Raw genomic sequence first — 12957 nt, forward strand, 5'->3', positions numbered from 1 at the left:
AATTCCATGCTGCTTGCCATCGACGCCGGCAACACCAATGTCGTCTTCGCTCTGTTCGAGGGACGCACTTTGCGCGGGCGCTGGCGCATTGCCACGGACCCCCGCCGCACGGGTGATGAATATGCGGTATGGCTCATGCAGCTACTCTCGATCCGCGGCGTAGCGGCGGAAGAGATCAAGAGCATCATCATCTCGACCGTGGTCCCGCGCGCGCTACACAATCTCGAGATACTTTGCCGACACTATTTCGATGTCGAACCGCTGGTGGCGGGCGTCGGCAAGGCGGACTACGCGATCGACATCGACGTCGATCAGCCCAAGTCGCTCGGCGCCGACCGTGCGGTCAACGCCATTGCCGCGCATGAACGACACGGGGGCGATCTCATCGTCGTCGATTTCGGCACTGCCACCACCTTCGACGTGGTAGACTACAACGGCGCCTACAAGGGCGGCATCATTTCGCCGGGCATCAACCTGTCGCTGGACGCGCTGGTGGGCAATACGGCCAAGCTGCCGCGCATCGCCATTGCCGTACCCACGACGAAGAGCGTGATCGGTCGTAATACCGAGGACCAGATGCTGATCGGCGTGTTCTGGGGCTATGTGGCGATGATGGAGGGCCTGATCGCCCGCATGCGCAACGAGATAGGTCGCCCCGCCAAGGTCATCGCGACCGGCGGGCTGGCCGTACTGTTCGACGAGGCTTCCGATATTTTCGACGCGGTCGATCCCGACCTGACGCTCGAAGGCCTCGCCATTCTTGCCGAAAGGGCATCCAAGAAGTGATTCCAGGTAACGAACTGCTGTTTTGCGCGCTCGGTGGCTCGGGCGAGATTGGCATGAACGTCAATCTCTACGGCTGCCAGGGCAAATGGCTTATGGTCGACCTGGGCATGACCTTCGGCATGAACGAATATCCCGGCGTGGACCTGGTTTTCGCGGACCTCGATTTCATCGAGGGTGAGCGCGAAAACCTGCTGGGGATCGTCCTCACTCACGCGCATGAGGATCACATCGGCGCGGTTCCGTATTTTGCCGAGGAACTGAACGTTCCGATCTACGCCACGCCCTTCACCGCGCGCCTGGTGGCGGCGAAGCTGGAGGAAGCGGGCATTCTTGACCGGGTCGAACTGATCGTCATCGATCACCTCGACCAGTTCCAGCTCGGACCATTCGGTATTCGCTACGTGCCGCTTGCGCACTCGATTGCCGAGGGCAACGCCCTACTGATCGACACGCCGTTCGGCCGCATCTTCCATACCGGTGACTGGAAGCTGGACGACGAGCCCCAGGTGGGCACGCCCGCGACCCAGGCCGAACTGACCGAAATCGGCGACAACGGCGTGCTGGCGCTCGTCTGCGATTCGACCAACGTCTTCAACCCCGAGGCGTCCGGTTCCGAAGGCGAGGTCTATCGCGGCCTGCTGGAGGAAGTGAAGCGGCACCGCGGCCGCCGGGTTCTGGTGACCACCTTTGCTTCGAACGTGGCCCGTCTTCAGACGCTGGGCGAGGTGGCCCGCAAGACCAACCGCAAGCTCTGCGTTGCGGGTCGCTCGCTGGACCGGATCATCGAGACCGGGCAGGCCAGCGGCTATCTCAAGAAGCTGCCCGAACTGGTCGATGTCGAAACCGCGATGGATCTGCCACGCGGCGAAGTGCTGATCGTCGCAACGGGCGGACAGGGCGAGCCGCGCGCGGCGCTTTCACGGATTTCCGAGGGCAATCATCCGATCAAGCTGGAGAAGGGCGATGTCGTCCTGTTCTCCAGCCGCCAGATTCCTGGAAACGAGATCCCGATCGGACGTATCCAGAACCGGCTCTCGGACGCTGGCATCGTCATCGTCACGGACCGTCAGAGCATGATCCACGTTTCGGGCCATCCCGGGCGGCCCGAACTGGTGGCGCTATATGGTTGGCTCAAGCCCGAGATCCTGCTCCCGGTCCATGGCGAAATCCGCCACATGCGCGAACAGGCGAGGCTCGGCGTGGAAAGCGGCATTCCGCACGCGGTGTTCCAGAAGAACGGCGATCTCGTGCGCCTGGCGCCCGGTCGTCCGGGCAAGTTCGGCGAGGTCCATTCCGGGCGGCTGATCCTTGATGGCGATATCATCGCGCCCGCCGATGGCGACGCTATGGTCATGCGGCGCCGGATCGCCTTTAACGGTGTGGTTTCGGTCGCCGCGGATCGCCGCGGCAACGTCCAGGTCGCGGCGATTGGGCTCCCGCTCGACGAGGACTACGCCAAGTTCATTGACGAGGCGCAGCGCGATGTCGCCAATGCCCTGGGCAAGGCGAAGAAATCGGACCGCGAAGTTCGGGTCGAGGCGGCCCGCCTGGCCGCCCGCCGCGCGGCTACGCGCTGGTCGGGCAAGAAGCCGCAAGTGCAGGTCATGCTGCTGGAGGATTGAGGCGATGGCGATGCAATGGACTTCGATGGTGGCGATCTACGGCCTGTTCTGGGTCCTGAGCGCCTTTCTCGTCATGCCTTTCGGTCTTCGTACGCCCAACGAAGTGGAAGGTTTTCGCGTCGAAAAGGGCCATGCGGACAGCGCCCCGGTCAATTTCCAGCCGCGCCTGATCGCGAGGCGCGCCACGCTGCTGGCGGTCGTGCTTTTCGGGCTCTACTACGTGAATTATGCCCAGCAGTGGATCACGGTTGGCGATCTCAACTTCTTCGGGAAGCCGCCGGTTCAGGACCTCGGATACTGAGGGTCACAAAAAAGCCCGCCTGATGAAGGCGGGCTTTTTCATGTCGCATTGCCGAGCGATCAACTGCGCAGACGTTCGATTCCCTGAGCCAGTGCGACATAGAGCTTGCCCATGTCCGACGAGAGCAGGGTGACGCCCAGCGCATTGCCGTCGCGGGTTGAGAGGACCTGTCGCAGGATCGATTCGAAGTCGTGGATGTAGCGGCTGACGTGCTCGCGGAAGGCATCTTCGCGTTCGAACAGCTGCTGGATCGATTTGATTTCCCCGGCATCGAGCAGCGAAACAGCCCGGCGCGTGAAGATCCCGCGATCGCCGCGGAGATAGGAGGCCCAGGCGGTGTCGGAAACATCGCTCGATAGTGCCGAGGCAATGTCGATGGCGTTGGAATTCAGGGACTCGGTGATCAGCGCCACGCGGCGGGCGAAATCGTTGTCGACCTGCTCCTCGGCCTGCTCGCGCGCCTGGGTGACGCGGCTTTCGAGATTGCCGACGAGGTCTTCGACCTTGGAGAGCTGTTCGCGAAGCTGGATGGTCGCTTCGCGGGCGGCGCCGGAAGCATGGGCTACGGCCTGATCGAGCTGGCCGGTTACTTCCGCGACGCGCGTGCGCATGGAGCGATCGATGGCCTGGGCGCTTTCCGTCCCGAGGTTTTCCGCCACCTGGGCGATGCGCGCGGCGCTGTCGGTCTCGATCGCGCCGACGGAGTCCTCGATCGACTTGCCAAGCGCTGCAAGGGCGGCCTGCAGTTCGGTCTGGGCCCGGCCGGCAGCGGTTTGCGTTGCCGTGTCGATATCGGTGATGGACGTGTGCAGGACGCGCAGCAGGTCGGCGTGTGCGGCGCCGTGCTCCGAGAGGTCCGAATGCATCGCGGAAAGCTCGTCCGCGAAATCCTTGAGGTTGGTGCCGGACTGCTCGACGCCGCCTGCGAGTTCCTCGCCGCTCCTGGCCGATTGGCGCAGAGCCTCCAGAACGCTGGCAATACCGGCATGAAGGCGGTTGAGGCGCTCCTCGGAGACGACCAGCGCCTCGGGAAGATCGTTATGGGCAAAGCGTGCGCTGCCCTGGATCAACTCCAGCAGCCGTACGCTCGTCTCGGTGAGCTTTTCGACTTCGCCATCGGTCGCCGAGAGCGTTGCACGGGCGGCCGTGAGGCGCTCGGTCAATTGTGCCAGGCTGCCGCGCAGACGGGTTTCCAGGGCTTCGCTGCTGCCGACGATGGCGCCGAAACGGGCTTCATATTCGCCAAGTTCGCCGCTTACGGCCACGGCGCGTTCGCTCAGAGCCGATGCCTGCAGGCGCTGATTTTCAAGGCGTTCGGCGATGGCATGGTCGAGATTGCCAAGCATCTGGTCGATGCGCGCAATGGCGTGGCGTTCCTGTTCGGCCTGGCGGGCCTGACGCTCACCGAGTTCGCCCGCAAGCCGTTCGCGGCGGGCCGAAATCTCGCGGTCGAGGTTTTCGGCATCGTTGCCGATCGCCTCCAGGCTGCCACGCAGCGCGGACAGAGCCGTGTCCTGAGCGCGGGTGATGCCGCGCGCCACTTCGCCCTGTTCCTCGTGCAGGTCGTCGAGCGCCTGCCGCCAGGCTTCTGCGGCGCGGCCTTCGCCATCGCGCAAGGCGCGCGAGACGACGTCGCTTTCCTCACGCAAGGCCACGAGCCGGGCGCGAAGCGAAGTGAGGCTTTCTTCCTCATGACGGTCGAGCTGTCCGCGGGTCTGCGCGATTTCTTCCTCGAGCGCTTCGGCCCGGGTTCGAATGGATTCGAGTGCAGCGACTTCGTGACCGTCAAGCTCGCTGCGGAAGGCCGTCCCGCGTTCGGAAAGCAGGTCGAAGCGCCGGTCGGCCAGGGCAGCGACCTGTTCGCCGCGTGCATGGATTTCGGTCAGCGCCGCTTCCACGGATTCCCGCAGCCGGGCAACCTGCCGTTCGCTGGCGGAGCCGAACTCGTTCAGGCGATTGAAGCCGTTGATCATGTCTTCCAGCTGGACATGGGCGGCGCGGCCGGCGTTGCCGATATTGTTAGTGACGTCCTTGGCGGAACTGGCGATGACGGGGAGCTGGTTGCGCAGTTTCTCCATGTTATCGAGAGCGGCCTGGCTGACTCCGCTGATCGATTCCACGCGCGAGCCGTTCTCGCGGATCAGGCCCTGCAAGCGCTCAGCGTTTGCGGAAAGCCGCTCTGTGGCAATGCGCCCCAGCGATTCCAGATCGCGCGACTGGGCGGCGATGAATTCCCGCGCCAGGCTGAGTTCGCGGTTGACGGTGGTCAGGCGCGTTTCAAGCTGGGCGGACTCGTTCGACAGCGCCCGAGCGACATTGCCGAAACGCCTGCTTTCGCGCGAGCTGTGGCGCAGGACCAGCAGCCAGACCATGCCGACCAGCAAGAGCGGCACGGCCCACTGCACGACAAGGGCGGGGACTGTGTCGAGGCTCAGGGTCTCGAAATGGGGAGAGAGGGCGTAGAGAAAGAACGCCGTCCAGCCCAAGGCCGCGGCGCCGGCCAGCGAAGGGGCCAGCCAATCGCGCGAGGGGGCGGCAAGGGCCGGTTCCTCGGTGGCGACCCAGGCATTGCGCCAGGCATCTTCCGAAATCGCTTCTGCGGGTTCCGGCGGCGAAACGCCCACTGCCAAGGTTTCGTTCATGCGGTCTTCCGAGTTTCCGTCCGCAGTGCGGGCCGAATTGTCTTCGCTGCCATTCGCGCCGAGCGCGACGATCCTGTTTTCCCCAGCCATGGGATCAGGATACCACGCGGGAGGCACCTATAAAGCCCACTTTAACCCTTTGGGCATTAAGCTGGGGAAATGGCTTATGAAGCAGGTGCCCTCGAAGCGACCCTCGCCGCGGCAGCGGGCGGGGATCCCGCGCTTTTCGCGGAGTTGCGCGCGTCCTATCTGGAAAGCGTGGCGCGGCAGGCCGATCTGCTGTCCCGCTCCCGTTGCGATGGCAATTGGCACCTTGCGGCCATGCGGCTGAAGGGGCTGGCGGCCAGCTTCCATTCGGCCCAGCTCCTGGCCCTGGCGGAGCAGGCGCTGGACGGCGCTCCCGGCGAACCCGGAGTTATACGGCGCCTCGATGCCTATCTTGCCGAGTTTTCCGCCAGCTGATGCAAGCGTCGCGCTTGGCACCGGGCTGCCCTTTGCCTAAGTGGCTAAGGGTCGCTGGAGGTTAACACACTGCGTATCGCATTGCTCGCCATGATGGAGCCTGCCGTGGCGGGTCAGTCCCTGCCGCGCGCCTTCCTGCGCGTGGGCGGCGCGACCCTGGCGCAGCATCAGCTCGGGCTCGCCCTTGCGCTCGATTGCCAGCGGGTGATCTGCCTCGCGAAGGGGCCCTCGGCGGAGATGATCGCCCTTCAGCACATGGCGGAGAACGCCGGCCTGCAATTCCATATCGCCACCGGCGCGAGACCGCTTGCTGGGCTGGTGACGGCGAATGACGAACTGGTCGTGATAGGGGAAGGGCTCTTCGTCGAGCCCGCCGGCGTCGTGCCGCTGCTTGAGGGCAGGGCGCCGGCCGTGCTTGTCCAGCCGGTCGAAGGCGGGCTGGCCGCCGGGTTCGAGCGCATCGACATCAACCGGGCGAGCGCTGGATTGATGCGAATCCCGGGGCACCTGGTGGAAAACCTTCAGGAGCTTCCAGGCGATTGCGATGTGCACTCCGCACTGACACGGATCGCGCTGCAAGCGGGCGTACCGATGCGCGAAGTTCCCGTGGCCGTGCGCAGCGGCGTCGATTGGCGGCTGATTCGCGACGAAGCCGAAGCTCACGCGGTAGAGCTGGAATGGTTGCGCGGGCGTTTCGCCGATGGCGACAGCGTCTCGCCGGGCCGGGCCGTTGCCCGTTACGGCGTGCTGACGTTCGGATCCTCGCTGCTCCATGCGGGCAATGCCAGCAACATGTTGAGCCTCGGCGTGCTCGTGGCGGTGGCGCTGGCAGGCGGCCTTGCCTGGTTCGGTTTCGTGACGATCGCCTTCCTCTCGCTGGTGGCAGCCGCGTTGCTGGTCGAGGCGAGCCGGCTGCTGCGCTCGGTAGAGCGGCAGGCGCTGGGGCAATTGCCGCCCGCGATCCCGCGCGCCGATGTGCTGCGCTGGCTGGTCGACACGCTTTTCGGGCTGTCGCTGCTGGCCGCCATTCCCCGGCTCGGGGGCGAATCGCTCATTTCGTGGATGTTCCCACCGGCCATGCTGATGATGCTTCTGGCCCTGATTCCCCGGTTCGTGACCGGCAAGGTGGCGTCGCTGGCGACAGACCGTGCCACATTGGGACTTGTGCTGGCTTTTGCCGCAGGATTCGGGCAAGTTGAGCCGTTGGTGGAAGTTCTGGCGATCACGCTCGTTGTGGTCGGCATGGCTCTTCCGCTACGTCGGAAGGACTAACCGGGGCTTAACCAGATACAGGGTATACGGGACGGATGATCGACAACGCTGTTCATCCGGCCGACGACCAGACCGCGGAGGCTTTGCTCCGTGCGGACCTGGCGCGCGGCGATGCCATGGCCGACAGCGTGCTGCCGATACTGCAGTACTTGCTCGCGGCCGAGGACAGTGCGCTTTTCAGCGACGAAATTCTTGCGCGCGTGCGCGGCGTGCTGGCGGATCTGGCGCGCCAGATCGTTGAGCCGCTTCACCTGGGCGGTGCGGATTCCGGCTCGCTTGTCGAAGACATCGAAGACATGGCACGCCTCTTCATGGCGGATCCGCTGCTTCTGTCCCACGTCCATGCCATGGCCCTGGAATGGCAGATGACCGAGCGGTTGCAGACGCGCCTGGCGCTGGATCCTGTCGTTCCCCCGCTCGTCCAGGCAATGCTGGCCTCGGCCGAAGGTGCCACGCACGCCTTGGCCGTGACCTGGCTCGCGTCGCAGGCGCGTTGGTGCCAGGCGCAGCGGCGCATGAGCCTGCCCTTGTCCGAACTGCCGGGAGATCTGCTCCACCGCCTGATCCTCGCCGTGCGCAGCGCGATGGCGGCGCGGCCCATCATGGGCGAACGCCTCGTGCTGGTGGAAGCCGCTATCCGCCAAAGCTATGACGAAGGTGCCACTCGCCTGGGCCTGGCCTCGCGTTTGCTGACCGGGCTTGGCGGCGCCTTCCATATCGCCCTTTCCGTGAGTCACGCGGGCGCGGCGCTGTTCTTCACGGCGCTTGCGGCGGGCTCCGGCCTGCGGCGTGAGGCGGCGGTGCTCGCAACCCATGAGGCGCAACTGGCCAGGCTGGCGTTGGCCCTGCGGGCGGCCGGACTGAAGGCGGCGGACATCGAAAAGCAGTTCCTTGCCATTCATCCCGAAGCGATGCTGCCCGAAGGCTTCGAGAGGCTGGGCGCGGGCGTGGCGGCTTCGATCCTGGCCAGCGGACGGCAGGGCGGCTGATGCTGATGGAAGGTACCATTCTTGCCCGCGCAGTCAGCGACGCGCAGGACAGGCTGCTCGAAGCGGACGAGCCCCTGGCTGGACTTCAGGAGCGCTGCGGCGGCGAACTGCCCGGCACCATCGCCATTCCTGAATTGCTCGAACTGGTCCGCAAGGCTCGGCGTTACGGCTTCCGCCTTGCGCGCGCCGTCACCGCCCATGATGGCGGGGACGTGATCACGGCCTGGGTCGAAGTGGAACCGCAGGGTCTGGGCGAAGGATGCCAGATCGTCGTCCGCAACTGGCAGGCCGCTCCCGCGCCCGTCGAGGATGCGGCTTCGGTGGAGCGGCGGCGCACGATGATCGACCGGCACCTTGCCGAGTTGAGCGCCCAGCTCGATGCCGATCAGCGGGTACTCACGGTCCTGTCGGACAGCCCGGAACTGGCCGGGGTCGCGGCGGCGATGGAGGCCGGTTTCGGCGGCCACTGGACCGACTTCCTGCCGCCCGAGAAAGTCACTCACAAGCAGCCGCTGCACTGGCGCCTGCTCGACGGATCGCGCGTGGTCGTTTCGGGATCGCGCCGGTCGTGGCGCGTTTCGCTCGTTCCGCACATGCGGCCCGGTTTCGATCCGGCGGGCTTCGAGCTTCTGCTGGTGTCGGACACGCCCGGCACTTCGGCCGCGGCCGTTCGCGAACCGATGGAGCCTATGCTTCGCCGCAGCCTCGTCGGACATGATCTGGCGCCGGTGCTGCGTCAGCCGATCTCGCGGATCATCGCCAATGCCGAGACGATCCGCACGCGGCTCGCCGGACCGCTGCCGGACGCCTACGCGGAGTATGCGGGCGAAATCGCCGGCGCTGGCAAACTGCTTCTGGGATTGCTGGAAGATCTCGCCGATCTCGAAGTGGTCGAGACGGAAGGCTTCAGCACGGCGCCGGACCGGGTGGACCTATCGGAGCTGGCCCGGCAGGCCGCCGGCATCCTGAATGTCCGCGCTCAGGAAAAGGGCATCGCCATAGAGGCGCCGCATGGCTCGGAAGTCCTGCCGGCAGTGGCGGAATATCGCCGCGTCCTGCAGGTTCTGTTGAACCTCATCGGCAATGCCATTCGCTACTCGCCGGAGCGCTCGCACATCTGGATCCGCCTCGAAACGCTGGGCGATCGCGCCCGGATCATCGTGGCGGACCAGGGACCGGGGCTGTCGCAAGAGCAGCAGGGCAAGATCTTCGACAAGTTCGAACGGCTCGGTCGCAGCGGAGACGGCGGTTCCGGCCTCGGCCTCTACATTTCGCGCAGTCTGGCGCGGGCCATGGGCGGCGATCTGCTGGTGGACAGCGCACCGGGGCAGGGCGCGCGCTTCATTCTCGAAGTGCCCGCCGACCTTCCGGGCTGATCAGCGGCGCCTGTTCACAGGCGTCTCCTTCACAGGCGCTCCCTTCACAAGCGGTGATCGTTGGCATCCTTGCCGCGACGCGCCAGCCACAGCAGGATGACGCCCACCGCCGCCATGACCGCGCCGCGCACGGCCCAGGAGCGGTCATCCAGCATCATGCTGTCGCTCGGCCACGAGATGATCCCCGTGCCTTGGCCGACCCAGAGCAGGCCCACGACGATGCCGAACAGTCCTATGACAAAGGCAAGAAGCCTGAGGAATGACATTACAATTCCTCCTGTTTTATCTTGTGAAAAGGCCGGGTTTGCGCGGCTATCTTAGGACGTGACACGGGAAAGCTCCGGTAACCGCGGTCACGTTCTTGGTGCCCGGCAAGGCGGTGGACCGGCATCGATCCGAGCTTCGGCCGGGGGCGAGCACGCGTTTGACCCATGTCTTCGGCTTCTACAGCCCCGGCTCGTGGATCTCGAGCCGGGAAAACCCCCGCCAAGCTCAGGAAAAACATGGAATCCGGCCGGAAAGCACTGAGGATCATCTGCTAACGCCCCCGTAGCCAATGCTTTGTTGCTGCCCTGAAAGCTATCGCTTGGCCTCTCTCATATCAAGCACTTGTACATAGCGGCCTTAACCAGGTGCCGCGCCGGCGGGCTGCCTGAATGCGCGCGCACAAAAAGAAAGGCCCCCGCTTGCGCGAGGGCCCTCCTGTTATCGGTGCATTGCCTTGGTCGCTCTTGCGAGCAACGGGCTCAGCGCTGGCCGATCGGCACGAAATCGCGTTGCGTCGGGCCGGTGTAGAGCTGACGCGGGCGGCCGATCTTCTGGCCGGGATCGGAGATCATTTCGTTCCATTGCGCCACCCAGCCCACGGTGCGGGCGAGGGCGAAGAGCGCCGTGAACATCGTGGTCGGGAAGCCGATGGCCGAGAGAATGATGCCCGAGTAGAAGTCGACGTTCGGGAACAGCTTCTTCTCGACGAAGTACGGATCGTTGAGCGCGATTTCCTCGAGGCGCAGGGCAGTCTCGAAGAGCGGGTCGGTAACCTTCAGCGCGTCGAACACCTCGCGAACGGTCTTCTGCATGACCGTGGCGCGGGGATCGTAGTTCTTGTAGACGCGGTGACCGAAGCCCATCAGGCGGAACGGATCGTTCTTGTCCTTCGCACGCTCGATGTAGTGCGGGATCTTGTCCGGCGTGCCGATTTCCTTGAGCATGTTGAGCGCGGCTTCGTTGGCGCCGCCATGCGCAGGACCCCAGAGGCAGGCGATACCGGCCGCGATGCATGCGAACGGGTTGGCGCCCGACGAACCGGCAAGGCGTACGGTCGAGGTCGAGGCGTTCTGCTCGTGGTCGGCGTGCAGGATGAAGATGCGGTCCATGGCCTTTTCGACGGCCGGGATCACTTCATACTCTTCCGCAGGCACGCCGAAGGTCATGCGCAGGAAGTTGCCGGTGTAGCTCAGCTTGTTGTCAGGATAGACGAAGGGCTGGCCGACCGAGTACTTGTAGGCCGCTGCCGCAATCGTCGGCATCTTGGCGATCAGGCGGTGCGAGCTGATCTTGCGGTGCTCGGGGTCCGAGATGTCGGTCGAGTCGTGATAGAACGCCGAGAGCGCGCCGACGACGCCGCACATGATCGCCATCGGGTGGGCGTCACGGCGGAAGCCGCGGTAGAAGTTCGCCAGCTGCTCGTGGAGCATCGTGTGGCGCGTGATGGTGTTTTCGAAGGTTGCCAGTTCGTCGGCGCTCGGCAGTTCGCCATTGAGCAGCAAGTAGCTGGTTTCCATGAACGACGAATTTTCAGCCAGCTGGCCGATCGGGTAGCCGCGATGGAGCAGCACGCCTTCGTCGCCGTCGATATAGGTCAGCGCGCTTTCGCAGCTGGCCGTCGACGTGAAGCCGGGATCGTACGTGAACTTGCCCGTCTGGGCGTAGAGCTTGCGGATATCGATGACATCCGGGCCGACACTGCCCTTCAGTACGGGGTAGTCGAATTCCGTGCCACCAGCATTCAGTTTGACCTGATCACCCACCAGTTCTTACTCCTTATATGTGCGACCCGGTCGCGGCGTCCGCCTGCGCGCCAATGCGTGCGAGGCTTTCGTCCCGGCCGAGCAGAACCAATACGTCGAAAATACCCGGAGAGGTCGTTTGACCAGTCAGGGCCGCCCGCAAGGGTTGCGCGAGCTTGCCGAGGCCCAATCCCAGATCCTCGGCCATTGCCTTCAGGTTGGCTTCCAGTGCCTCCAGGAGCCATTCGGGCTCGCTGGAAAGACGCTCGTGAATGGCGGCAAGGCGCCCCCGCGCCTCGTCCGTCAACAGCGCCTGCGCCTTCTCGCTGAACGCGAGCGGACGCTTGGCAAACAGGAAGGCCGCGCCTTCTGCAAGTTCGTTGAGGTCCTTTGCACGGACCTTCAGTACCGGCATCGCCTGCGCAAGCAGGGCAAGGTCGGTATGTTCGTAGCCGGCCTGGACCAGGCGCGGCAGGACCAGTTCCGCCAGGCGGGCGTCATTCGCCTCGCGCAGGTAGTGGCCATTGAGATTCTGCAGCTTCGCGAGATCGAAGCGCGAGGGCGACTTGCCGACGTCGGCCATGTCGAACCACTTCACGGCCTGTTCGCGGCTGATGAATTCTTCATCGCCGTGGCCCCAGCCAAGGCGCAGCAGATAGTTGAACAGCGCTTCCGGCAGGACGCCCATCTCGTCGCGGTAGGCATCGACGCCAAGAGCGCCGTGACGCTTGGAAAGCTTGGCGCCGTCCGAACCGTGGATCAGCGGCACATGGCCGTAGACCGGCACTTCCCAGCCCATGCCGTGGATGATCACGAGCTGGCGGAAGGCGTTGTTGAGGTGGTCGTCACCGCGCAGAACATGGGTAACGCCCATGTCGTTGTCGTCCACGACGACGGCCAGCATGTAGGTCGGCGTACCGTCGGAGCGCAGGATGACGAAATCGTCGATTTCCTCGTTCCGAACGGTGACTTCGCCCTGGACCAGATCGGTGATCGTCGTCTCGCCGTCACGCGGCGCCTTGACGCGCACGACGTAGGACTTGTCGGCGGGCCAGGTCGAGGGATCGGCATCGCGCCATTCGCTGTCGATGCGGAATGGGCGGCGTTCTTCCTGCGCCTTCTGGCGGCGTTCGGCGAGTTCCTCGGTCGTGAGGTAGCAGCGATAGGCGTGGCCGTTAGCCAACAGATCGGCGGCCACTTCAGCATGGCGGTCCGAACGGGCGAACTGGAACACCGCCGGTTCGTCGCCATCGAGGCCGAGCCAGGTCAGTCCGTCGAAGATCGCCTCGATCGCCGGCTCGGTCGAGCGCGCGCGGTCGGTGTCCTCGATGCGAAGCAGATACTTGCCGCCGTGGTGACGGGCGAAGAGCCAGTTGAAGAGAGCGGTACGAGCGCCTCCGATATGGAGATAACCCGTGGGCGAGGGGGCAAAGCGCGTGACGACGGCCTTGCTTGCCGCCGCTCCGCTCGATGCACTGCCGCTTGCCATTCTAATAAC

Annotated in this window: 11 protein-coding genes; 7 read left to right on the top strand and 4 right to left on the bottom strand. The window is 64.8% G+C overall.

Features of this window, described 5'->3' with window-relative positions:
- The first annotated feature begins 6 nt into the window (after positions 1-6).
- The 3 genes from ACZ1J6_RS10670 to ACZ1J6_RS10680 are packed head-to-tail and all read left to right on the top strand — an operon-like array spanning position 7 to position 2709.
- Positions 7-786, top strand: coding sequence for a type III pantothenate kinase (locus tag ACZ1J6_RS10670; RefSeq protein ID WP_132262586.1), 780 nt, complete (start codon positions 7-9; stop codon positions 784-786).
- A complete protein-coding gene (locus tag ACZ1J6_RS10675) occupies positions 783-2408 on the top strand; it encodes a ribonuclease J (protein ID WP_134092835.1) in 1626 nt (541 codons plus the stop codon). The genes ACZ1J6_RS10670 and ACZ1J6_RS10675 overlap by 4 nt, the downstream gene beginning before the upstream one ends.
- A 10-nt stretch (positions 2409-2418) precedes the next feature.
- The gene (locus ACZ1J6_RS10680; protein WP_431566607.1) at positions 2419-2709 is read left to right on the top strand and encodes a DUF1467 family protein; all 291 of its coding nucleotides are present in this window, start codon (positions 2419-2421) and stop codon (positions 2707-2709) included.
- Positions 2710-2768: 59 nt separating this feature from the next.
- Here ACZ1J6_RS10680 and ACZ1J6_RS10685 read toward each other — a convergent pair whose 3' ends face one another.
- Positions 2769-5441, bottom strand: a complete 2673-nt coding sequence (locus ACZ1J6_RS10685) for a coiled-coil domain-containing protein (protein ID WP_431566608.1) — start codon at positions 5439-5441, stop codon at positions 2769-2771.
- A gap of 69 nt (positions 5442-5510) precedes the next feature.
- On the opposite strand from ACZ1J6_RS10685, the gene ACZ1J6_RS10690 reads away from it, so the two are divergent.
- The 4 genes from ACZ1J6_RS10690 to ACZ1J6_RS10705 all read left to right on the top strand — a co-directional run bounded on the left by ACZ1J6_RS10690 (position 5511) and on the right by ACZ1J6_RS10705 (position 9450).
- On the top strand, positions 5511-5813 hold the full coding sequence (locus ACZ1J6_RS10690; RefSeq protein ID WP_134092837.1) for an Hpt domain-containing protein: 303 nt from the start codon (positions 5511-5513) through the stop codon (positions 5811-5813).
- A gap of 105 nt (positions 5814-5918) precedes the next feature.
- Complete coding sequence (locus ACZ1J6_RS10695) at positions 5919-7085, top strand: hypothetical protein (protein WP_465128085.1); 1167 nt, start codon at positions 5919-5921, stop codon at positions 7083-7085.
- Positions 7086-7120: 35 nt separating this feature from the next.
- A complete protein-coding gene (locus tag ACZ1J6_RS10700) occupies positions 7121-8074 on the top strand; it encodes a hypothetical protein (RefSeq protein ID WP_431566610.1) in 954 nt (317 codons plus the stop codon).
- A complete protein-coding gene (locus ACZ1J6_RS10705) occupies positions 8074-9450 on the top strand; it encodes a sensor histidine kinase (protein WP_431566611.1) in 1377 nt (458 codons plus the stop codon). Before ACZ1J6_RS10700 ends, ACZ1J6_RS10705 begins: the two co-directional genes overlap by 1 nt.
- 44 nt (positions 9451-9494) lie before the next feature.
- Here ACZ1J6_RS10705 and ACZ1J6_RS10710 read toward each other — a convergent pair whose 3' ends face one another.
- From ACZ1J6_RS10710 to gltX, 3 genes are all read right to left on the bottom strand, one after another.
- Positions 9495-9716 (bottom strand): hypothetical protein, encoded by a 222-nt coding sequence (locus tag ACZ1J6_RS10710; RefSeq protein WP_132262599.1) that lies wholly within the window; start codon positions 9714-9716, stop codon positions 9495-9497.
- Between the two features lie 480 nt (positions 9717-10196).
- Positions 10197-11480: a citrate synthase gene (locus ACZ1J6_RS10715; protein WP_134092841.1), complete on the bottom strand. Its 1284-nt coding sequence runs from the start codon at positions 11478-11480 to the stop codon at positions 10197-10199.
- Positions 11481-11493: 13 nt separating this feature from the next.
- Positions 11494-12948 carry a glutamate--tRNA ligase gene (gltX, locus tag ACZ1J6_RS10720; RefSeq protein WP_132262603.1) on the bottom strand — a complete coding sequence of 485 codons (1455 nt, stop codon included), beginning with the start codon at positions 12946-12948 and terminating at the stop codon, positions 11494-11496.
- Positions 12949-12957 lie beyond the last annotated feature (9 nt).

This window comes from Novosphingobium sp. BL-S-21 (assembly GCF_055521655.1).